This window comes from Microcoleus sp. FACHB-672 (assembly GCF_014695725.1).
Classification (GTDB): Bacteria; Cyanobacteriota; Cyanobacteriia; order Cyanobacteriales; family Oscillatoriaceae; genus FACHB-68.
This window is the reverse complement of record NZ_JACJOU010000033.1, coordinates 78,968-102,894: the sequence shown is the minus strand read 5'-3', so window position 1 is coordinate 102,894 and position 23,927 is coordinate 78,968. Positions and strand designations below refer to the sequence as shown.

Sequence of the window (23,927 nt, the reverse complement as noted above, 5' to 3'; positions counted from 1 at the left end):
GCCTAACTTGAATGACCTTAACTGAGATGGCGCTGTAAAAACGCCATTGTGCGGCTGTTGGCAAGCTCGGCAGCCGCTTGATCATAGGATTGACCCCCCTCACGAGCAAACGCGTGAGAGACGCCGGTATAAGAATAAACCGTCACCTGGGGGTGGCCGCTCAACTGTACCCTAATTGTGGCTTGGGCTTCAGGGGGGACAAACTGATCGCTCTCCGCAATATGCAGCATCAGCGGCTTTTGAATATTGCCAATCTCCTCAAGATTGTTTTCAATGCCAACGCCGTAATAACCCACATTGCACTCAGCGTCCGAACGAGTCGCCATTAAATAAGCCAGCTTACCACCCAGACAGAGGCCAACGCTCCCCACCTTGCCGGTGCATTCAGGCAGTTGTCTAAGAGTATTGAGCGTGGCAATCAAATCCTCAACCCCCTTATCTTCATCAAACCCTTGAAAAAGCTGTAACGCCTTATTCCAGTCTTCTTCGCTGTGGTCATCTAATTGCACTTGAGGCTGCTGCCGCCAGAACAAATCGGGCACAAGAGCAACGTAGCCGGCAGCCGCGTAAGCGTCGGCTAAGCGCCGCATCACCTGATTAACGCCGAAAATTTCCTGAATGATAATCATGCCGGCACCGACACCCGCAGTCGGAGTCGCCAGATAGCCACTGAAACTGCCGCCATCTAAGCTTGCGATCGCAATCTCTTGAGCGCTCATAAATCTTGGTTATTCGTTAGTTATTGAGAAGCAATGTTGCGTGAGATGAGGCACCGATGGCCAGCCTGTGATAAAAAAGGGACATCCACAAAACGCGGCAACTGGACATCAACCAGTGAACACACCCAGCCACGCTATCCTCAATCTGGCCATTCTTGGCAAACACCAGCCCTCACCCGCGACTATTCCCATCGTTATCGGTGCGATTTTACCTGATTTACCGATATTTATCTTCTATTTTTGGGCGAAATTCTTCCTTCGCCTTCCAGAAAAGCAGATTTGGTCGGAAGCTTATTATCAACCTTTTTGGCAAAACATCACGGCCACCTTCCATTCCATCCCCCTCGCCGTAATGGGTGTAGCGGTTGCTCACTACTGCGGTTGGCCGGCAGTTAAACAAATTTGTCTGAGTGCGATTTTACATTCCCTGTGCGACTTCCCGTTGCACAACGACGACGCCCACCGGCACTTCTTCCCTTTCAGCAATTACCGATTTATCAGCCCCGTATCCTACTGGGACCCTAGACACAACGGCGCGATCGGGGCGCTTATTGAACTGTTAGCGGTATTGGCCGCCACGTTCCCAGTTTTGGGTTTAATCAACTCGTGGGCCGGCAAGGGAATTGTAATTGTGATTGATTTAGTGTACTTGATTGGATACCTTAACTTTTATGGTCGGGCGATTTGGGGAGTCCTAAAAATGTAAGGGCAGTGAAGCGCGAAGATCGGGCGTGCAGGAGTCACTCAACTCCAAATCCTCTCACTGGTGAACTCTTTTCCTCTCCCAATCTCCCTCCTCTCATGAAGTGCACGAACTTACCGGCTAATTTTCTGAGGTCGCTTTAATGTACCGATTGTGTTGCTTAATGCTGCTTGTGCTGCTGAGTGCTTGTGGTGGGAATGTCCAATCTGGCAAGCCTGCAGAACCCGCCAAGGGTGATGATCGCCCAGCAGTAAACCCCTCCCTAGTTGGGGAAGCACAAACCCAGCCAACCCTGGCACCTGTAGCGGCTTCTGCCCCACTTCAACGAAAGGTCCGCACCCGATCACTGTCGCCGAAACCGATTCGCATCACTGTGGAAAGTTTGCCCAAACCCTACCACAGTAACAGCGCCTCCCGCTCTCCTGAGGTTGTGCCAGTGCCGGCCAACCCTGTGCTTAATGTTCCTGCCGGCTTTACCGTTAATGTCTTTGCCGAAGGGTTAGAAAAACCGCGCTGGTTGGCACTCACCCCCAGTGGTGACGTGTTGGTGACAGAAACGCCCCAAAATCGCATTCGCCTGCTGCGCGACAGCGATGGTGATGGTGTTGCCGATACAACTAAAGTGTTTGCCACTGCGGAAAACGGATTGCATTTACCTTTAGGGATGGCATTTGCCGGCGGCTACTTTTTCCTCGGCAATACGGACGAAGTCCGGCGGTTTCCCTACACTGCCGGCAGCGATAAACTCACAGGTGCCGGCGAAAAAATTGCGGATCTCCCTGGCGAAGGCTATAACCAGCATTGGACGCGCAACGTGGCTGTCTCGCCCGATGGCCAGAACCTTTACGTCTCCATCGGTTCAGAATCGAATGCAGACGAAGAACCGCCTCCCCGCGCTTCTGTGCAGGTTATGAACAAGGACGGTTCCGAGCAAAAAACCTTTGCCTACGGTTTACGCAATCCTGTGGGACTCGACTTTCATCCCGTCACCGACGAACTTTACACCGCCGTCAACGAACGGGATGGTTTAGGGGATGACTTGGTGCCAGATTACCTGACGCGTATTCGTCAAGGAGAATTTTACGGCTGGCCTTATGCTTACTTCTCGCCGGCCAACCTTGATCCTCGTCTGGTGAAACAGGGTCAAAGTTTGGAGGCTGAATTGGTGAAGCGCACCAAAACCCCTGATGTGCTGTTCCAAGCGCACTCAGCGGCTTTGGGGTTACAGTTTTATGATGGCCAGACTTTCCCGGAAAAATACCGCAATGGGGCGTTTGTTGCCTTTCGGGGCAGCTGGAACCGCAACCAGGGCACCGGCTATAAAATCGTGTTTGTGCCCTTCAGTAGCAGCGGTCGTCCCCAAGGCGGCTATGAAGACTTTGTCACCGGCTTTTTGATTAACCCATCTGGCCCAACGACCTGGGGGCGACCTGTGGGTTTATTGGTGATGCCGGATGGCAGTTTGCTGTTTACCGAGGAAGCCAATAATCGCATTTATCGCGTGCAATACCAGCCGGCGGCAGCCCAAAGTCCAGCGCAAACTCCTTCCTAGCCCCAGCTTTTCTAGAAAATAGATAGAAAAAACCCCCTTTTCCGTGAGGAGAGGGGGCTGGTGTGAGGTGTCAAAAGGAAACTTTATACAGACAAGCGATTAAGCAACCGCAGCCATTTTTACATCGTTGGTGGCTAGCAAGTCTTGTAGTTCATCAGCATCAACGGTTTCTTTTTCAATCAGCATATCTGCCAATTTGTCCAAAACTTGCCGGTTGTTGACCAATACTTCCTTAGAACGCTTGTAGGCTTGTTCGACGAGGCCGCGAACTTCATCATCAATGGCAGCGGCGGTTTCTTCTGAGAAATCGCGTTCTGCCATAATATCGCGCCCCAAGAACATATTACCTTGTTGGCGACCGAGGGCAACAGGGCCGAGACGATCGCTCATGCCGAAGCGCATAACCATTTGCCGTGCAACGCGTGCGACTTGCTGCAAGTCGTTAGACGCGCCGGTGGTGACTTCTTCCTCACCGAAGACGATTTCTTCGGCGATGCGACCACCTAAAGCGACGGCCATTTGATTTTGCAGGTAAGACCGGCTATACAAACCAGAGTCCATCCGTTCTTCGCTGGGGGTGAACCAGGTCAAACCGCCGGCGCGACCGCGAGGGATAATGCTAATCTTCTGCACGGGGTCATAGTCGGGCATTAAAGCACCAACGAGGGCGTGACCGGCTTCGTGATAGGCGACTAAGGTTTTGCGCTTTTCGCTCATCACCCGGTCTTTCTTTTCTGGGCCGGCGAGGACGCGGTCGATGGCATCATTGACTTCATCCATTGAGATTTCAGTCAAGTTGCGACGGGCGGCGAGAATGGCGGCTTCGTTGAGCAGGTTCGATAAGTCTGCGCCGGTGAAGCCGGGGGTACGACGGGCGATCTTTTCGAGATCCACGTCTTTTGCCAGGGTTTTGCCACGGGCATGGACGTTGAGAATTTCCAACCGACCCGCATAGTCGGGGCGATCTACCACAACTTGCCGGTCAAACCGGCCTGGACGTAGCAAGGCGGAATCGAGCACGTCGGGACGGTTGGTTGCGGCAATAATAATGATGCCGGTGTTGCCTTCAAAGCCGTCCATTTCGGTGAGCAACTGGTTCAGGGTTTGCTCGCGTTCGTCGTTACCGCCACCTAAACCGGCACCCCGCTGACGACCAACGGCGTCAATTTCATCGATGAAGACGATGCAGGGGGCATTTGATTTGGCTTGTTCAAACAAGTCGCGGACGCGGGAAGCGCCCACGCCGACGAACATTTCTACGAATTCTGAACCGGAGATGGAGAAGAAGGGCACGCCGGCTTCCCCTGCAACGGCTTTAGCGAGGAGGGTTTTGCCGGTTCCGGGAGGGCCAACGAGCAGCACGCCTTTGGGAATTTTGGCACCCACGGCGGTGAAGCGATCAGCATTCTTGAGGAAATCGACAACTTCACTCAGTTCTAGTTTGGCTTGCTCAATGCCGGCAACATCGCCAAAGGTGACTTGGGTTTGCGGTTCCATTTGCACTCTGGCTTTCGATTTGCCAAAGTTCATTGCCTGAGAACCTGGGCCACTTTGAGCGCGGCGCAGCAAGAAGAATAAGCCAACTAAAAGCAGGATGGGGAAAAACAGACTGCTCAGTGCTTTCAGCCAGAAGCCGTCATCAGTTTGCGGCAACACTTCGATATTGACCTTGTTATCGGTCAATATATTAATCAGATCAGGGTCGTTGGGGGGTAGATTGACTAAGAATTTGCCGTCTTGAGCTTGAACTAATGCTTTAGTCCGGTCGGCACTAATACTGACTTTATCTACTTTTTTCCCTTCTACTTCCTCAATAAACTGGCTGTATCGCAGCGTTTGCCGGCTGGGGGGTTGTTTGTCAAAAAATGCAGTAAATAGTGCAATGACAACAATTGCTAGCAATGCGTACAGTCCCGCATTTCTCCACCGTTTATTCACCGGGATCGAGCCTCCTAAAACTTTTATTTTTTGACGCGGACAGTTAGTATTGTTTATGTAAACTAATATTAACCGATTTTCAGCTAAATGCGGTAGCGGGGTGTTGGTGCCGACAGATCCAGAGGGAAAAGCTGCGTCTGGTAAGGATTTGAGACGTTAAGCTTGGAAAGTGTATGCTGGGTTCTCTAGGCGGTGGTAGAGTTCACCTCTGTTGATTTCCCTGTCTGGATCTGCTGAGTTGTTCTGCCGGCACAATGTCCAGCGCGATGACTACTCTCATTTGGGAACAGTGGCAAGGTGAGTGGTTACTTTCTTAGCGTAGCGTGTGCGTTTATGAGATCGCCGGTTGTGATTCATATTCTGTAACGTTGAGCGTTTCACTCTGCCGGCTATGGGGATGAATTTTTAACCACTGATAAACACAGATGAACACAGATAGTTCTTTCGCGTTGTAGCGTAGGTTAGCAAAACGTCGTCTCCGTTTTCCACTTAATCGGCAGAGGTGTTGGAAGAGTTGTTTGCGGAAGATAATTAAGTTTCCCTCTCTTTCACTCCACAGGTTGGGTAAGGCTGAGTATGCTATTGATATCGGCAACTGCACCCATCTGTTACTTATGAATCAACCGCGTAAACCTCACGGTGTCCCCACTAAACCAGACGCGATTAACTGGCGTGAAATCTGCTGCAAAATGCTGCAATTGCAGCGGCAACTTGCCAGCAATTTGTTGATCTCTGGTATTGATATCCCGATTGAAGATGAATTAGGTAACATTGAAGGTGATTTTTTTAACAAAATCCTCGCCAAGGGGCAAAGTCGCAACAGTAAGGGCAAACGCCTGAAAATTATTGGCGAACCCGGTTCAGGAAAGACCACGCAGTTATTAAAAATTGCTGATTGGTTGCTGGATGATTCACCAAACGATACAGCAACCGAGTTTGTTAAACCGCTACCCATTTGGATTTCCTTGGCGCAGGTGAAAAAACCCTTGCACCAGTATTTAAGAGAAGATTGGTTACGCAAGGCGGCGGAAAAATTGGATAGCGTACCCCCGGCATGGGTGGAAGAATTCACACAATTGCTGAAAGATGGAAAAGTGTGCTTGCTGCTGAATGGTGCAGATGAAATGGGGATTGCAGATCCGCTAGGAACCCTGGCGCAATGGCTGAGAACCCCGCTATTTAAAAATGTGCCAGTAGTGATTAGTTGCCGGCTTAATATTTGGGGAGCAGCGGGGAATGTGCTGTCAGATTTTGACAGTTACAAAGTGCTGGGTTTCAGTTATGCAGAGGACAGCCATCGGGATCAAGTTAAACAATTTATTGAAAAATGGTTTAACAAGTCCTCTTCAATGCTCTCCGGTGCAGAGAAAATCGAGGCGAGTCAATTACGCGCCGCCTTAGACGAACCGGGAAAAGAGCGAATTAAAGATTTAGCCCGTAATCCCCTGCATCTGTCGCTACTGTGCTTCACCTGGCAATCTAGGAAAAGAAAATTACCTGATACGAAAGCAGAACTTTATCAGATATTTTTTGAGGCATTTTATGAGTCTAAGAACAGTATTTATCCTACCACCCCAGCGCAGCAAAAAAACTTAAATGCTGCCCTTGGACAGTTGGCGCTAAAGGCAATTGATCAGGGATGTAAATCAATTTTGCCCTACAGTTTAGTCAACAAAGCGCTAGAGAAACTGCATCCAGAATTATTTGAGCAAGCTCTCACCTTGGGTTGGTTGAATCGGGTGGTATCTGACGCACAAAACCCGCTCAAATCTGCTTATGCTTTTTATCATCCCACGTTTCTGGAATATTTTGCTGCTTGTGAAATTAAGGATTGGCAATTTTTCTTGAATCCGCTATCTCACAGCATCGAGCGAGACAATTACCGGATCTTTGAACCCCAATGGAAAGAGGTATTTTTGCTATGGTTGGGGCGTGTGGATGTGCCGGAGGAGCAAAAAGAGGAGTCAATTACTTCTTTAGTCAAGTTTAAGGATGGGTGCGGCGAGTGGCACACTATTGATGCCAATAAAGGATTCTATGAACTTAGAGCCTATTTGATAGCAGCAGCCGGTGTTACGGAATTTTGCCAGTGTTCCAAAAGCGAGGAAATTGTCAGGCAAATCGTTAAATGGGGTGTTGGTTACTTCAACATTGAAAAACAACAGTGGCAAACATTTCTCGATCATCCCATTGCAGAGGCAGCACTTCCCTCGCTGCCCCAGACACAGCGTTCCAAAGCCATCAATACTTTAGTCGAATTAATCGGCAACACTGAGGATGAAGATACTCGTAGGATGGCGGCAGAAAGCTTGGGGAATATCGGCACCGGCAACGAAACTGCCATCCGTGCTTTAGTCGAGTTAATCGGCAACTCTAGGAATGAATCTACCCGCAGGAGGGCGGTATATAGCTTAGGGAAAATCGGCACCGGCAACGAAACTGCTATCCGTGCTTTAGTCGAGTTAATCGGCAACTGTGGGGATGAATCTACCCGCAGGGAAGCGGTATATAGCTTGGAGAAAAGCGGCACCGGCAACGAAACTACCATTCGTGCTTTAGCCGAGTTAATCGGCAGCTGTGGGGATGAATCTACCCGCAGGATGGTGGCAGAAAGCTTGGAGAAAATCGGCACCGGCAACGAAACTGCCATCCGTGCTATAGCCGAATTAATCGGCAACACTGAGGATAAAGATACCCGCAGGAAAGCAGCAGAAAGCTTGGGGAATATCGGCGTCGGCAACGAAACTGCCATCAATGCTTTAGTCGGGTTAATCGGCAACTGTGGGGATGAATCTACCCACTGGAGGGCGGCAGAAAGCTTGGAGAAAATCGGCACCGGCAACGAAACTGCCATCAATGCTTTAGTTGAGTTAATCGGTAACACTGAGGATGAACATACCCGCAAGAAAGCAGCAGAAAGCTTGGGAAAAATCGGCACCGGCAACGAAACGGCCATCAATGCTTTAGTCGAGTTAATCGGCAACTGTAAGTATGAATTTATCTGCAGGGAAGCAGCAGAAAGCTTGGGGGATATCGGCACCGGCAGCGAAACGGCCATCAATGCTTTAGTCGAGTTAATCGGCAATAGTAAGGATAAAGATACCCGCAGTCGGGCGGCAGAAAGCTTGGGAAAAATCGACCCCGGCAACGAAACGGCCATCCGTACTTTAGTCAAGTTAACCGGCAACAGTAAGGATAAAGATACCCGCAGGAAAGCAGCAGAAAGCTTGGGAAAAATCGATCCCGGCAACGAAACGGCCATCAATGCTTTAGTCGAGTTAATCGGCAACACTGAGCTTGAATCTACCCGCAGGGAAGCGGCAGAAAGCTTGGGGGATATCGGCACCGGCAGCGAAACGGCCATCCGTGCTTTAGTTAAGTTAATTGGCAACTCTCAGTCTGAGTCTACCCGCAGGAAAGCAGCAGAAAGCTTGGGGAAAATCGGCACCGGCAACGAAACGGCCATCTGTGCTATAGCCGAGTTAATCAGCAGATGTGGGGATGAATCTAACCGCAGGATGGCGGCAGAAAGCTTGGAGAAAATCAGCACCGACAACGAAACTACCATCCGTGCTATAGCCGAATTAATCGGCAACACTGAGGATAAAGATACCCACTGGTGGGCGGCAGAAAGGTTGGGGAATATCGGCGTCGGCAACGAAACGGCCATCAATGCTTTAGTCGGGTTAATCGGCAACTGTGGGCATGAATCTACCCGCTGGTGGGCGGGATTTAAGTTGCAAAGGATTGTTGCAACAGAGAAGCAAATGGCAGCAGTTGTCTCTGCCTTGAAAGATTGCTTATCCCATGAAACTTACGAAAATGACTTTAATCGATTTTATTCCTGCTACGAAGTCATCTGGAACTGCGCTCAAACTCTACCCTACCCAGACTTCTATCGCGCTTGGCACCGGCTGCCCTCCACCCATCCGGAAATGCAAGATATCTCAGCTGCGGAAAACACCCTCGACACACAACGGTTAAACTTAGAAACCTTACCCCAAATCCTCATCACTGCCACTAACAGCAACCCCGATTTATGCGGAAAAATTAAGCTGATTTGCATTGACGGCAGCAAATTCATCGATCCCGATAACCCCGCCCCAGAAATCTACGATTTTATGCTCGATCTCGATTGCCCAGAACGTCCAAATGGGGAACCGGAAACGATGCAAGCGCTCAAACTTTATTGGAACGCAATCCGGCGCAAAAGTGATCAACTTCCTGTCTGGATTTTCTACGAAGATTCCTCTGCCCCGGAACCCCAAGAATTTAGTGAAATATTCCTCAAAGCTTTGAGTAAATTTGATGGGGCGATTTGTGTCGTGACAGATACCCCGCAGCCGGCTTGTTTGCAGGGGAAAACCTTGCGGTGGTTTGATGCCACTGAACCCGATCTCACCAGTAAAATTCTTGTCTGGATACGGGCAATTCTGTTAGAAAGTTAGCGTCGGCATCTGGGGAAGAGTGCCGGCTTTGTAGGGTGTGGGACTCATGCACCCTACGAAGCCAAGTTTGATAAACGGTAAGCTTGCCGGCAAGATATTAGAGATTCCTTGAAAGCGTGTCTTTGTCGTTTAAAAATGAATTGTAACCGTGAATTAACCGGATATGTTACACTTTGCTAACTTACCCGACAAAACTTATAAAGGACGGAAGGAAATAATTTCCTCCGCCCTGCAATAATTTCTTAAAAGCTATTCGCTGAAAGCTTTGAACTTAAAAGATTTAACGAACGCTCCGCAAGGTAGGCAACTGCCGGTAATGACCGTTTTTTGAAAAGCGCTCTCCAATAATTTGCTGATAAACCGCTTCGTAACCTTCAGTCATCCGCTGCACACTGAAGTCTTTCATAACGTGTTCTCGACAATCGTAGCGATTTAAATCCGCTACTTTATCAATTGCCGCGACACATTCGTCAACGCTATGACATAAAAAGCCGGTTTTCCCGTCTACGATAACTTCCTCCGTAGATCCCATAGATATCGCAATCACCGGCGTCCCAGAAACCATTGATTCAACCATCACTAGCCCAAAAGGTTCGCGCCAGGTAATGGGGAATAATGTTGCGACTGCTCCTCCCACTAGGGCGTTCTTTCGCTCGTGGTTGGCTTCACCTAAATATTCAATTTGTTTGCCATCAATGTGAGGTTTGATTTCCTGCTCGTAATATTCCACATCAACAGCATCAACCTTGCCGGCCATTTTTAAATTCCACCCAGAACGTTTGGCAATTTCTATCGCTAAATGCGTTCCTTTTTCGGGAGAGATTCGACCTAAAAATGCTAAGTATGGCGGATCTTGTGGCTTCTCGTAAAACTCATAAGTCGATGTGTCGATGCCATTGTAAACCGTTGCCACACAATTCAGGTCTAATCTGGGTTCACGCTGTGAATTAGAAATACTCACATAAGGCTGCCGGCGCGCGTGAGAAAACATTTTTTCGTTATCAGGCGTAAAAATCCCATGCAGGGTGTGAACTGTTGGCGTTTTAACTAAATTGGCGTAAGGTAATGCCGCACAACCCATGTGGGAGTGAATGATATCAAATTCGTCAGCCTTTTCATACACCCGACTCATTTGCAGCATTTCATAAATGCCATACTCTTTGATAGAAGGATCTAAGCGCATGGCTCGCGGATGTACGGATTCTAACTTTGCTAAACTGATAGAATCTCCTGATGCAAATAGCGTTACTTCATGACCACGCCGGACTAATTCATCACAAAGCAGACCAACAACCAGTTCAATGCCGCCATAAGCTGGTGGTGGAACTCTTTCCCACAATGGGGCAACCTGGGCAATCCGCATATATCAAACCTCCTAAATAGTAAGCAGGATTAAACTCTTTTTTTAATGAAGAGGCTGCTTCATATCATACGCCCTCTTTTCGAGCTACACATCCTACTAAAGAAGTATTACTTCAGATAAAATTTAGGAAAAAGTTTCTGAATTGACAAGTCGAACTTCTTATATAGACATTAAAGTAGGGAAAAACGTACAAAAAGCCATATTGATATTATTTAATCCTTTAGTTAGATTAACGTTCAAAAGCTGAACGGGATAAATCAATATTTTAAGATACCTGATTGGGTAATTTAATACCACTTTCGATATACAGCCAAGCCTTGACAATGACCGGCATCGGCTCTGCTTCAATGGGTAGCCAGCTTGAAAACTTGATTGTTTTAACCTTAACATCAGCATCCAAAGGCAAACTCTGCAAAAAATTTCTACTAAAAAAATAGCCAATTTTGGTGCTGGTGCCGGCAGGCTCAGTAACTTTGATAACCAGAATATCATAATTATGAGTTGATCGAACCCCTCTTACTTCTAGGAGGTGGGTTGTTTGTTATTAGCTTGCATCTCATGCCTGCCGGCTGACAGAGTTGTTATTGCATCAAAACTTTTTGGTTGACTATTCAACTGTCCCGATAGCGGTTACTGTATTAAAGGAACTGCCGGTTCCAGATGAGGATGGCTCTCTATAAACAAATTCAATACCTATGATTACCTTTGTCAATGTCTTTACCGTTCTTCCAGAAAAGCAACAAGATGCTTTTCAAGCAATTCAGAAAGTTTATACAGAGGTTGTTGCTCATCAACCTGGATTTATTACAGCCAAATTAATTGTCAGTGATGATAGCACACGAGTCACTGCAATTGCCAATTGGGAGAGCGAAGAGAACTTAAAAGCTCTGAGAAACACCCAAGGCTTTAAAGATTTGCATGATAAAAACTTTTATAATGCAATTATTTCAAATGATGCTCATGTATATAGTACAGTTGTGGAAATTAAACCCCAATAATTAGTAATAATTCTACGGGCAAAACTGGCCAAACAAACTAAGTGCCGTTTAGGCTTTTTACAGACAAGGGTGTGAATATGGCAGAAAACCGCAGACTCGATGCCTTTTCTCTAGCTGCATTGCTAGTATCGGCACATTACGGCTTGGGGTTTATCCTGGGAACGGCTGAGAAATCATTGACTTTGGGTGTCGCCGGCAGCCTTTATGCTGTCTGTCTGGGTTTAGGCACACTTGGACTTTTAGCACTGGCAAAGTTTTACTGGACAAAGATTGAGCAAGTTTGGACTTTGTTGGGCAATCGCTATGGAAGTGCCGTAAAAATTGGCGTGGGGTTAATGTCTTGGGCATCCCTCATTGGTATTGAAGCCGTCCAAATGATTTCAGGTGCTTTTATCCTCAAAGCTTTGGGGGTACCGCTGCTTTCTAGTATGATTATTTTAGCTATCTTGTTTACTCTCATTTCCTTGCTGCCGGTGGAGAAAGCCGGCTTTTTATTTCGAGGATTGTTAATTATAAATTTTTTATCTCTACTTTATGGGTTGTGGACGTTGCATGGGTTTTCTGATTACTTACAAGCACCTTTTGGCTTTGTCGGCTCACTTAAACAAATCAGCCCGCCAGATTTAGCCGGTGTCTCTCTCTCTACAATTTTGCTGGTTCTTATTGATATGAAATACCAGCAATTTCTTGTCCAGGCAAAGAATGTGCAAAGCTTGTACCAAGGGTGTTTATTAGCGGCTATTTTGCTGCTCTTACTTGCTTTTTTACCTTCAGCCGTTGTGATTGCTGCCCAAAATGCAGAAATTTTGCCGGCAGGCATTGATGGAAAAGAAACTCTCCCGTTTATTCTGTTGTGGATTGGCGGTGGCATTCACCAACCTTTAGGTATTGTTTTGATTCTATCGCTATTAGTACCGGCACTCGGTGTTGGCAGCAGTATCTTACGAGTGCAAACCAAGACAATTTTAGACTTTAACTTTTTGCCGGCTTCTAACTTTAACCGACTGTTGATCACTGCAACAAACGTCTTGTTAAGTCTTGCTATTGCCTTAAAAGGAGGCGAAATTGTCAATTTAATTGTATCTTTTTATGCCGCTTATGTCTCCGCCGTGTTTGTCCCCTTTATTGTCTATCTACTTTCTGAAATAGGAGGCTACAAATTCGCTAAAGCCAGCGTGAGGTTGTCTTTATTGATGGGCAGTCTGTCCTCAATTTCTGTGCTTATCTTAATGCTGATCAATCCCAAAACAGCAGTTTTTGGCAATATTCAGTTAAATATTATGGGCATGGGAATTTTATTTGGTATTTTAGGTCTATTGCTTGGACAAGTTATAGAAAGGTATATTCCTACAACGACAATCAAAGACAAGGTTTAAGCCATTTTTTAAATAAATAAGTGAGATTTAGGGGCGAATAATCCGGTGCATATCGAGAACTGGCGGAGCAATTTCAGTTTGTGTTAACAAATCGTGAATTTGTCCCCGATGGTGTGTCTGGTGATTAAAAAAATGCGCCATTAATAGATTGACCGGATCGGTATAAATATTTCCTTGGTTATTTCGATATTCAATTGTGCTACTTAAAAATTCCTCATTTAAATTAGAAATAAAAGTCTCGATTCGTTCATCTTCTAACACCCGCGCTTCCCAAAGCTGATCAAAATCTTCATAGAGAATTGCATTAAGACCTGTGGAAGCAATATTTCCACCTTGAAATCGTGTCATCCAAATCCGATCACCTACCATAATGTGGTTAAGCGTCCCGTGAATACTTTTAAAAAAGGCTGGCCTGATACGCTTGCGTTCTGCATCACTCAGTTGACCGCAAACTTCATACAGCCGGTGATTTGCCAAAGTGTTATAGCGTGCGAGCATCTGGAAGTGTTGTCTGAGCATATCTGCCACCGATCAAACTTAATAAAACGGTTCAGCTTTTATCTAAGGGTTGAATAAATTTATCATACATTAAAAATATTAAAATCAGGAAATAAATAACTAAAATAACGCTAATTAAGGGCGAATTAAAATTAAAAAGTACTATAGGTTTCTGTTTGATTTTATCTTATTTTAAATAACAATTATGCTATTTAAAATAACCGAAGTCTTCAGTAAAAATTCTACCTAATATAGAAGTAAGGAATTTAAGTGTTGCAGGGATAGTGGGTAAGATTCATCTATCACCGGCAAAGGTTTGAATCTCCACCTGGCGATAGAGTCTGCCCCGGAATTGATAAGTCTAAGCTGGGTGTATTCATTCAATTAATCAGAGGAAACTGTTATGTCTAGTGGTCACGCCAGTCATAAAAGCACTTCAACTAAACCCAACACCAACACTGGGGGTCTGACAAATGCCGCCGCCGATCCCGCAGAGGTGAGCGATGTTGCGGGTCTTGGTGATGACGATTCTACAAGAACCGATGAAGCGCAAGAAAATGAAGCTGCTACCCAACGTCCCGGCGATAGCAACCAACAATCAACTTAAGCTTTAGTAGGTTAGGGGATCGTGCCGATCCTCGCGACCTCATTAAAATCAGTGGGATTGGCCCATCTGTTCGCCGGCCCTTATATAGGAAGTGCCGGTGGATGTGATTTCCACAGGTATCTGCTCTGTACCGTTAAACGGTAACCGTCGCCTCTATCTGAGGTTAGAAATTAATAGTGAAAAAATGCAGAGGTTGCTCTATAATAAAAGAACCTTGATTGACGCCTCGGTGCCCAAGCTGGTTGTCGAGGTTTTTTATTGCCGGCAGTTCGCAACCGGCTGAAACTCGATGGATAAAATTTGGAAGAATCTCCTCGGACACTTCCAAAATAACCCAAAATGATGAATCCTCAAACAAATATCATTGCTCAGGGAGCGTTACTCAAGGGGAATCTCGATGATAAACTCTGCGCCCTGTCCGGGCGCACTCACACAACTCAGTTGGCCTCCGTGTTTTTCCACCACAATTTGATAGCTAATCGACAATCCCAAACCTGTACCACTGCCGACGGGTTTTGTGGTGAATAAGTAGTCAAACACGTGCTGTTGCACATCTTCTGGTATTCCTGGCCCATTGTCAGAAATCCGAATCACAACCCCCTTCTCATCTGCCGTTAACTCCGTGCGAATTTTAACGATATTAGAAACTTCCTTGATTTCATTAGATTCATTAGATAATGCCTCATCACTAAACTCATCAATGGCGTCAATTGCATTCGCAATGATATTCATAAACACTTGATTGAGCTGTCCGGGGTAGCACATCACTAACGGCAATGGCCCATATTCTTTAATCACTTCAATAGCAGGCCGGTTCATCTTCCCTTTAAGCCGGTACTTCAAAATTAGCAGGGTACTATCAAGTCCATCATGGATATTGAAGGCTACCTTAGAAGACATATCGGAACGAGAAAACGTTCGCAGTGACGTACTCAGCAAGCAAATGCGATCCGTTCCCTCTCTCATGGATGAGATCAGTAAAGGCATATCATTGACCAAAGCATCCAGGCCAATATCCTGCATTTTCTTAGAAATTTCTGGCCCTGGATCAGGAAACTGTTCCTGGTAGAGATTTAAGAGATCAATTAAGTCTTGAAGATACTCTTCAGCAATCTCAATATTGCCGGTAATATAGCCAACTGGGTTGTTAATTTCGTGCGCTACACCGGCAATGAGCTGGCCGAGTGCAGACATTTTTTCGCTTTGGATCAGTTGAGTCTGAGCAGATAACAGTTTTTGTTGGTTTTCTCTGATTTGCCGTACCTGATCTAAAGCTCTGTTAATTGTAATTTCTAAGTCTTGAAAATCAATTGGCTTATTGAGAAAATCAAAAGCACCCCGATTCATCGCTGTTCTAATATTTTTCATATCCCCATAGGCTGAAAGCACCACTGTTTTGAGGGTTGGATCTAAAACATTAATTTTATCAAGCAATGTTAGACCGTCCATTACTGGCATATTGATATCGGTGACAACGAGATCAACAGGAGCTTCTGCCTTCAACTTTGCTAGCGCTTCTGCGCCATTAGAAGCAAAAATTAAATCCAGCATTTTTGCCCTAATTTCTTTCCTGAAATGTCGTTTAATTAGGGCTTCAAAAGGTAATTCATCATCTACAAATAAAATTTTGGGTGGCATAGTTTACTCCCGTTTTATTCTCACCGAACAACTGTTTGGCTCTCAAGCGCGTTTCTTGGCAAGACTATGATAAATTCTGTATGCGAGTCTGGAACGCTTTCGACTTTTATTTCTCCTTGATGCTGGCCGACAATAATTTCATGCGTGATAGACAAACCCAAACCTGTTCCTTCTCCAGGCGGTTTGGTTGTAAAAAATGGATTGAATATTTTATCTATAATATCTTGTGAAATGCCCTCACCGTTATCTCCTATGTAAATTTCTGCACGATCTTCCAGGTTGATAGCTTTTATTTCAATAATTGGAGTGAACTTATCGCCCAGCACTTTTTTCTTCTGATTAACTGTATAACAAGCATTATTGATAATATTAACAAAAGCTTTGCTAATATCTTGGGGAACGATATAAAAGTTGCCTAAAGGCTCATCATGCTGAAGTTTCAAAATAATTTCAACAGTTTCTTTATTAGCCCGGAAACTCTGATAAGCAAGTTGAACTGATTCGGCTAATAAGGAATTGAGCGCTGTCAGTTCTGGTTGGCCGGTTTCTTGCTGAGCGTGCATCATCATTCCCAAAAGAATACTTTCGATTCTTTTGCCCTGTTTTTCTATTTCAACCACGCTTTCTGTTAAATCAGTAAAAATTTCATTGATATATTCAACAGCCTCGGCTTCTAAGTTTTCTGTTTGATTTTCAATCTCTTCTTTAAGTTCTTGCGCCAAATCCACAGAAATGGTGGCAAAATTGGTAACAAAATTAAGAGGATTTCTAATTTCATGGGCAATTCCGGCGGTGAGAGAACCCAAAGAAGCCAATTTCTCTTGAGCGATCATCTGTTTCTGTGCCGCTCTCAACTGTTGCAAAGTTCCATCAAGTTCTTCATTTTTAGTCTGTAATTCTTGGGTGCGCTGCTCAACTTTTACTTCAAGCGTGCGTGAATACTCCTCTATTTGCTTGTAAGAAAGTTTCAGATTTTCCCAAAGGGTGTAACCTGTTTTAACAATCGTAGCTCCGATCAAAGTCAGTAAGGCTGGAAATACAGGAACCCACAAGTTTTCGACAAAAGCGATGTAGCCAGAGCCGATGAGAATGCCACTGAATAGCACTATTCTGCCGGCGGTTCCCAGAAATGAAATTCTAGCTACACCGTTGGTGTATCTCCATTTACAGGTCAGTGTGGCACCAAGCGCAGACCAACTCAAAAGCCACAGCCACTCTAGTGGTTCACTCAGCGTTTTTAAGAGTGATCTTCCCTCTAAAGCGGCGCTAATAATTTGGCTGGTCATGTTCGCATGAATTTCGACGCCGGCCATTGGCTCAGGAATAGACACTAAGTTGCTACTGTAGGGAGTTAGCAAGAAATCTTTAATACTCTTTGCTGTAGAGCCGATCAGTACAATGCGATCACGCATCAAGTCTGGCTTGATTTTGTTTTCTAATACATCCCCTAGGGATACTGTTTCAAATGTCTGTTGCGGTCCCCGGTAGTTCAACAAAATTTGATAGCCTTGATCGGCAGCACCCACGTATCCACCATCATTTGTTTCAAAAGGCGTAAATATTGCTTTACCTAGCTGAATCTGAATTTCATTTTTCATCTTTGGTTGAATGCCTTCTTCTTCCAGATATAGCCAAGCTAGCTTAAATCCTAAACTATATACATTTTTGCCTTCTTTGCCTTTTAAATACAAAAAGCCACGACGGATCTTGCCATCCACATCCCAAGGAAAATCATTGGCACTGGTTTTACCCAACTTACTGAGCACCGGCGATGGAGCGACAGTCTGATTGGGTCCATAGCCAACGACTTTCTGGATACCGATCAAGTTTGGGGTAGACTCAAAAACCTGAACTAATTCTCCGTAACCAGGTTCTACCGGCAAATCGCGATAGATGTCCAGGCCGATCGCTCTCGGTTTCTGCTGTTGCACTTTCTTCAGCAATTGCGCCAGTACAGTATCCGGAATCGGCCATTTTCCTACTTTTTCCAAATCGGACTCATCGATGCCAACAATGACAATGCGTGAGTCGGGTTTTTCTAAGGGACGCAGGCGAAATAATTGATCTAAAGCGGACAATTCTAACAGCTGGAAGAAGCCAAGCATTCGCATAAGAATTACAAATGCTGCCACACTAGGGGCGATAATTAATCCACCGCGCCACTCCCATGTTTTTTTTTAGCCTTGATCCACATAAATATAATGTTGTTAGTTTATTAGCTAAGCGCAACTAGAAAAAAGGTATGAGGGGATGAGCAGAGTCATCGGATTTTAGATTGTAGATGCTCAAATTAAAAAGCCTTGGGATGGCAGTGATGCAGCAGCAAGCTTTGTGCTCGGCTAAACCCAAAATGCTGTCAGAAGAAGATGCCTGAATTAAAGGACGAGTTGGTTTGTCGGCGGCAGCCTCACAGTTCGGGCTTTCGCATTCGTCTGAGCGGCTTTCCTATAGTGCTCGCGGATTGCATTAACCAACAAGATCATATCTCAGTTATTACCCACTCGACAAATTTAAAAAATTATGCTTCTTACTACCAAGGACTGCCAATCATTGTAAAGCCGGCCCAATAATAAGGGTGTTTTAAGTTTCGATTCCCTAGTGCGGTCAATTCTGGAGGCAGTGACAGTTTCCCGAAGTTCCCCATCATCTGACCGTTTTGCAAATGCACGTCTCCCTGAAGCATTGCTATCTGCGCCCTTCTTAATGCTTCTGCCTTAATGGGGGCTGAGTGCAAAGACTTGTAAAACTCGCTCATCAGCCCTAGAGTGCCGGCATCGTTAGCGTACCACATACTTGCTAGGGCCGAACTCGCGCCGGTCTGCACCGCTAACCCTGCAAAGCCGAGTTCGGCTTGTGAATCTCCAACCGCTGTGCGGCAAGCACTGAGCACCAACAAATTTACAGGTGGGTCATGCCATTTTAACTGCTCCATCTCATCGAGGCGTAGCTTTTCATCCCATAACTGGATGTAGGAGTTATTGACTTCACCGGGTTTAAACTCTCCGTGAGTAGCTATGTGAATAATGCCAAACGACTGCTTTCTGCGTTCTCGTTGCAAATTTTCTAGGGTAGACGCTTGATTGAGAAAAGCTTGTCCTGACCACAGATTTTCCGAGATAGAGGCGATTTCCACCGGCACTGCCGGCAAAGGAGGTTGGTCAGGAAACTCTGACATTCCCATTGCTAGGACTGAAGCATTTTTCACATCTGCATAGCGGTCATCGGTCAAAACTAGGCTAGGAATCAAGCTCAAACTGTATTTTTCTACCAAAAACTGCTGACCGTTATGTAAAGCTGCTACCGGCAATGTCCGCAACCCTGTGTCCATACTGAACATCAGTGTATCCACCTCTAGCTGTTGCAACTCACCCTCTAGCGGAGCAATGATCCACTGATAGAGTTGCTGGGATGCTGCTAAATAGCTTGTGGTTCGGCGTTGAGTGGGATCGCCAATTTGTTGCTGAAGTTCTCTCACTTGTTCCATCAGCACTTTAGCATTGGCTGCCGGCACGCTTTTATAAATGGGTTTGCCTGTGGGTGGAACTAGCAGCAAATTTAATTGATCGGCTTCCACAAAGGTATAGATAACAACTGCCTTGGTGCCGGTAATGGCAGCCATTTCACTCAGTTTGCTTTGTATGCCTGTATAAGACAAATAAGATACTGGGAACTGCCGGCCTAAATACCCCTCAAATTCTTCGCTATAAAAGCGATCAGTTATTGCCACGGCTTGAGCAAAGTTGCCTTTCTCAATCAGGTTTTGAATGTCGCTGCGGCTAGTCAGGCGTATGACTGGCGCTTGCTCATTTGCTGAGTTGTAAACGGAAAGGTTATTTTCTGTTGAGATAGAAAAGGACTCTGCCTTGTTGACAAATGAATCGCTCCAGACTTGTCCAGTAGAGCCAACAACTGAGAACTTGGAAATGATAACACTTGAAAAGTCGCTCAAACTCCCTGTAAATTCAGGTACTTCTAATGGGGGAGCTTCTGTTGTTCTTGCTCTGCGTGGCAGGGGTTTCGCACCTGTTTGTAAACCCGTTGAAGTGTGAGCAGAATTTCGGGTTTTTGGTGAAGATGAGTAACTGCTGGGCGACGGCGTTGGAGTGGGTGAGGGTGCCGGCGTTGCAATTGAATCGGCTTCACCTGCAGAGGGTACCGGCGTTGCAATTGAATCGACTTCACCTGCAGAGGGTGTTGAAATTGGGCTGTTTGACGGAGACGGCGTGGGTGTTGAAATTGGGCTGTTTGACGGAGACGGCGTGGGTGTTGAAATTGGGCTGTTTGACGGAGACGGCGTGGGTGTTGAAATTGGGCTGTTTGACGGAGACGGCGTCAGAATGGGTGTTGGTGCCGGCAAGGGCGTTGGTAGAGAACCAGTGCCCGGTGTTGGTGCCAGAATGGGTGTGGGATTAGGTATCGGCGTTGAAACTGGGGTTGGTGTCGGTGCCGGTACTGGCGTTGATGCTGGAGTTGGTGTTGGTACTGAAGTTGATGCTGGCGTTGGTGCCGGCACTGGAGTTGATGCTGGAGTTGATGCTGGCGTTGGTGTTGGTACTGGAGTTGATGCTGGCGTTGGTGCTGGGGTTGGTGCCGGCACTGGCGTGGGTGTTGAAATTGGGCCGTTTGACGGGGATGGCGTCAGAATGGGTGACGGTGCCGGCAAAGGTGTTGGTAGAGAACCAGTGCCCGGTGTTGGTGCCGGAATGGGTGTGGGATTAGGTGCTGGAGGTTCTGAGGGGGTTGGTGCTGGGGGTTCTGAGGGGGTTGGTGCTGGAGGTTCTGAGGGGGTTGGTGCTGGAGGTTCTGAGGGTGAAGGATTGATTTGAACTGTATTGTCAGCCCCAGCTGTAATGCCTGCGGCAGTTCCGTTAGTGCTGGCATCCCCGATGATAAAGGGTGTTACTGGGTCAGTGCTGCCACCTCCGTGGTTGATGGTAATCGAACCTGCCGGAGAGCCGGCACTAGAAATGCTGGCGGCTATGCCATTTTGGTCAACAAAAGAGCCGTCGACTCGTAAAAATTGCTGGGTAGTGATATCAACATTACCCCCTTGGTTATTACCACCTTGGGCGTTAATAGATACCACATCAATGTCCCCGTCGGCATTGAGGGTAACATTCCCCGCAGATCCAGAGGGATGAGTGGTGTCTATAGCGCCCAGATTCATCGAACCTGTGCTGTTGAAGTTAATACTTCTCAGCTCTGTTGCAATGTCGCCAATTGTTATACTCGCTCCTGAAATGTTTAGCTCTATCTCGTTCGTTCCTGGGTTTGGGAAGCGCATATTTTGCGCCACAAATGCCCCATTCCCATCACTGTCCGCATCGGCTGTAAAAGTTAGTGAGCCATTGGTGCCGCTTACCTGAAACTCACTATCAATCGTGATATCGTTTGTCGCTTCTAAGATAACGGCTCCATCTCGCAAAAGCCTTTGAATGTTATTTTGGGAAATTGTGTAGGTTTGTCCTGGATCATCGCCGGCTAATATTTGACCATCATCTAACTGGTCGTCATCTGCTGCGTTATTGCCATTGACAATGACGATATTGTCTGGGTCTAACAGCAAAGTCCCCAATTGTCCGTTCGCTGCACTCAGATCAACTGTGCCATCAAAGGCGAGGTTTTCTTTGCCTGAGATTTCCGCGAAGCCCCCATTCCCACCATTGTTGCTGCCACGAGCGCTGAGATTGCCATAAAATCGGGTGACTTTGTCTGACCAAACGATGATTCGACCCCCATTGCCGGCTGTTATGGCGTCTGCGGCTATTTCTGAATCTTTGCTGACGTAGGTTTGGGAAGCATTGGGCACTAAGCCCATCCCCTGATAATCGCCGCCGATCCGGATATTCCCGCCACCGGCTGCGCCTGAGGCGTTAATTTTGGCACCGGCTAGTCCGACGGTATTGCCTAAGATGTTAATATTTCCGCCCGGTGAAGCGGGTGATCCTTGAGTGTTTGAGGCATCAACTGAACCGGCTATGATTGCTACGCCGGTTTGATTGGGCACTTTTAGACCGGAACCGCTTAGCTGTACGGTGCCATCGTTGTTGACTGTCAAACCTGTTGCGTGATTTGTGCCGCCGCCTGTGAGCAATTCGGGCAATTGCACTGCCGGCATTGTCGCTTGGATGTTTTGGGAATTCTGTTTGACTTCTAAGCTGAGAAGATGTCCTTGCTGGCTGATGCGTACGGTGCTTTCGCCTGGGACTGCGGCGAGGGTGATTTGACCTGCGGGGGCTGATACGCTGCCGGTGTTGATGACGGTGCCACCGAGCAGGGTTATGTTTTGGCCTGATTTTACAGCTAGAGCGCCACTATTGATGATTGCGCCAGTATGGGAAGGTGAGAAGGTAAAGGCGCTGGGAGTGCCGACTAAGGCTGGGTAGTTGTTGTTGCCCTCTGCGTTAAACTCGCCCCCATTAAAGCCGATGCGGTTAGCGGTTGTGGCGGTGAACGCTGCGGGCACGTTTAATGATGCGTTTGGGCCAAATACGATGCCGGCTGGGTTGATTAAAAATAAGTTTGAGTGGCCGCCGGTTATTTGTATTAATCCGTTAATGATTGATGCATCTCCGCCGGTAATCCGAGTTAAAATATTGCGAATTTCCGGGTTGGAGAGAAAGTTTGCAGTCTGGCCTGAATTGAGGCCAAACTGCTCCAAGCTGTGGAATAGGTTCGCTCCATCTTGAGAAAACTTTCCCCCCCCGATATCAAAGCGGTTGCCGTCAGGGGTAACAATGGTGCCGGTGCCATCGGCAGCAGGAACGATCGGTAAAGCGAGTACCGGCTTTAAATCAAGCGCTTCTATCCAAACAATTGCTCCTACTCCCAGAAAGATTCCGAGAATCAGGGTGTTTCTGCTTCTTCCCCGTGACGACATCCTACTGTTACTCCTGACTTATTTGACGATCCTCAACAAGCGGTTCTTGAGCGAAGCTGCCAAGTTGAACTGAATTCAAGAGTTGTTCCCATCTTGAAATGAGGGTTAAATCTTGCGGATTGTTCCGCCGCAGTTGAGCTAAGCTAGCCACAGCTTCATGCCAAATACCTTCTCTGGCATAAATGGAGGGCAGTTCGTTAATAGGAGCATTCTTTAGCTTGTTCGCCACAGTTGGGCTGACTTTGGTTCGCTCGATCCACCCGTCTGCGACCGTATCCCCAGATCGGTCATCTGGATCACAAACGATTGCCAAATACCAGTGGTACATTTTACCTACTTCTAGCGGAGGTAAAGCACCTGCCGGCAAGCTAAAGCTGACGATGCCGGCTTGACTTGGCATCGCTAATTGAGTTTTATAAATCACCTCCTGATCCGTTTCATCCCGCAGGGTGAATTCCAAGGTGTTGGCTGAAGATTTCGGAACATACCACAAAAAAGTCGGGAAGTCTGATACCGTCAATGCCAAAGAATTCATTGGCGTCAAGGCGGTGAGAACTTTTTCACCCGGTTTGTACAAGCCGCAACTTCCTCTTGCGCCACCATCGGCTGTGCTGGGCGGTGCCCCCCGATCCGGCGGTTGGAAGGCTTCACTAACTTTTTGAGGAAGGGATAGGTTTTGATCCCTTAGAGCCGGTTGTGAGCTAGCCTGTGCCGGCGAGTTGAAGCCTGACCCTACCACGAGTCCCAGAACCAAAACTCCTGAAACGGTAGCTAGTTGTTGGAGTAAGTTTTTCAAAATCATAAGTGAACTCCCTTTTGAGCAAATTAACAGCTGTCAAACCTTTCTCTTTCCGACGGGAGAAGGTCTTCTTGTGTGCCGGCAAACTCAGATCGCAAATTTAAACGATCCTAGCCTTCAGACGCCCCTTGCTCCCTAATAATTTTATCGATGCCAATTGATTGAAAAACAAGAGTACACGAGACTTTTTTAGCAAATGCATACTTTTGTTAGGAACATACTAAATAAATTGTAACATATATTATCAAAAAATCCAGTGATAGATACAGACAAAAGACTGCTGGGTCTATCGGTTTCCGTAGAATTAACTTGACTTTTTGTTCGCATAAGCACAAGGTTCAAGGATTTTTGAGGAAGTGAGGTTATGACTGCCGGTGTGGCAACAAAGTTGCTTACTGTCAACTCTAA

Annotated in this window: 15 protein-coding genes; 6 read left to right on the top strand and 9 right to left on the bottom strand. The window is 46.6% G+C overall.

What is annotated here, in order from left to right; translation table 11 throughout:
- Positions 1-17 precede the first annotated feature (17 nt).
- Entirely contained in the window at positions 18-719 is a 702-nt protein-coding gene (locus tag H6F56_RS23690) for a dienelactone hydrolase family protein (RefSeq protein WP_190673844.1), read from the bottom strand.
- Positions 720-834: 115 nt separating this feature from the next.
- Here H6F56_RS23690 and H6F56_RS23685 point away from each other — a divergent pair, with 115 nt between their 5' ends.
- Positions 835-1,425 carry a hypothetical protein gene (locus H6F56_RS23685; protein ID WP_190673842.1) on the top strand — a complete coding sequence of 197 codons (591 nt, stop codon included), beginning with the start codon at positions 835-837 and terminating at the stop codon, positions 1,423-1,425.
- Between the two features lie 139 nt (positions 1,426-1,564).
- The gene (locus H6F56_RS23680; protein WP_190673840.1) at positions 1,565-2,974 is read left to right on the top strand and encodes a PQQ-dependent sugar dehydrogenase; all 1,410 of its coding nucleotides are present in this window, start codon (positions 1,565-1,567) and stop codon (positions 2,972-2,974) included.
- A 99-nt stretch (positions 2,975-3,073) separates the two neighbouring features.
- Here the strand turns inward: H6F56_RS23680 and ftsH3 are convergent, their stop codons facing one another.
- A complete protein-coding gene (ftsH3, locus tag H6F56_RS23675; RefSeq protein ID WP_190673838.1) occupies positions 3,074-4,912 on the bottom strand; it encodes an ATP-dependent zinc metalloprotease FtsH3 in 1,839 nt (612 codons plus the stop codon).
- Between the two features lie 331 nt (positions 4,913-5,243).
- A complete protein-coding gene (locus tag H6F56_RS23670; RefSeq protein ID WP_190673825.1) occupies positions 5,244-5,507 on the bottom strand; it encodes a hypothetical protein in 264 nt (87 codons plus the stop codon).
- 19 nt (positions 5,508-5,526) lie between these two features.
- Here H6F56_RS23670 and H6F56_RS23665 point away from each other — a divergent pair, with 19 nt between their 5' ends.
- Positions 5,527-9,360, top strand: a complete 3,834-nt coding sequence (locus H6F56_RS23665) for a HEAT repeat domain-containing protein (protein ID WP_190673823.1) — start codon at positions 5,527-5,529, stop codon at positions 9,358-9,360.
- Between the two features lie 280 nt (positions 9,361-9,640).
- On the opposite strand, the gene H6F56_RS23660 is transcribed toward H6F56_RS23665, so the two are convergent.
- Positions 9,641-10,723: a glycosyltransferase family 4 protein gene (locus H6F56_RS23660; RefSeq protein WP_190673819.1), complete on the bottom strand. Its 1,083-nt coding sequence runs from the start codon at positions 10,721-10,723 to the stop codon at positions 9,641-9,643.
- A 695-nt stretch (positions 10,724-11,418) separates the two neighbouring features.
- Here H6F56_RS23660 and H6F56_RS23655 point away from each other — a divergent pair.
- A complete protein-coding gene (locus tag H6F56_RS23655) occupies positions 11,419-11,721 on the top strand; it encodes an antibiotic biosynthesis monooxygenase family protein (protein ID WP_190673816.1) in 303 nt (100 codons plus the stop codon).
- A gap of 77 nt (positions 11,722-11,798) precedes the next feature.
- The gene (locus H6F56_RS23650; protein ID WP_190673813.1) at positions 11,799-13,097 is read left to right on the top strand and encodes a hypothetical protein; all 1,299 of its coding nucleotides are present in this window, start codon (positions 11,799-11,801) and stop codon (positions 13,095-13,097) included.
- Positions 13,098-13,124: 27 nt separating this feature from the next.
- On the opposite strand, the gene H6F56_RS23645 is transcribed toward H6F56_RS23650, so the two are convergent.
- Complete coding sequence (locus H6F56_RS23645; protein WP_190673810.1) at positions 13,125-13,616, bottom strand: DinB family protein; 492 nt, start codon at positions 13,614-13,616, stop codon at positions 13,125-13,127.
- Positions 13,617-13,998: 382 nt separating this feature from the next.
- Between H6F56_RS23645 and H6F56_RS23640 the strand changes: the two genes are divergently transcribed.
- On the top strand, positions 13,999-14,202 hold the full coding sequence (locus H6F56_RS23640; protein ID WP_190673807.1) for a hypothetical protein: 204 nt from the start codon (positions 13,999-14,001) through the stop codon (positions 14,200-14,202).
- Between the two features lie 378 nt (positions 14,203-14,580).
- On the opposite strand, the gene H6F56_RS23635 is transcribed toward H6F56_RS23640, so the two are convergent.
- The 4 genes from H6F56_RS23635 to H6F56_RS23620 form a co-directional block, all read right to left on the bottom strand.
- Positions 14,581-15,840, bottom strand: coding sequence for an ATP-binding protein (locus H6F56_RS23635; RefSeq protein ID WP_190673804.1), 1,260 nt, complete (start codon positions 15,838-15,840; stop codon positions 14,581-14,583).
- A 20-nt stretch (positions 15,841-15,860) separates the two neighbouring features.
- Positions 15,861-17,951: a CHASE2 domain-containing protein gene (locus H6F56_RS23630; protein WP_190673801.1), complete on the bottom strand. Its 2,091-nt coding sequence runs from the start codon at positions 17,949-17,951 to the stop codon at positions 15,861-15,863.
- A 419-nt stretch (positions 17,952-18,370) separates the two neighbouring features.
- On the bottom strand, positions 18,371-22,720 hold the full coding sequence (locus tag H6F56_RS23625; RefSeq protein WP_190673798.1) for a CHAT domain-containing protein: 4,350 nt from the start codon (positions 22,718-22,720) through the stop codon (positions 18,371-18,373).
- Positions 22,721-22,727: 7 nt separating this feature from the next.
- Complete coding sequence (locus tag H6F56_RS23620) at positions 22,728-23,522, bottom strand: DUF928 domain-containing protein (RefSeq protein WP_190673795.1); 795 nt, start codon at positions 23,520-23,522, stop codon at positions 22,728-22,730.
- Positions 23,523-23,927: the final 405 nt, after the last annotated feature.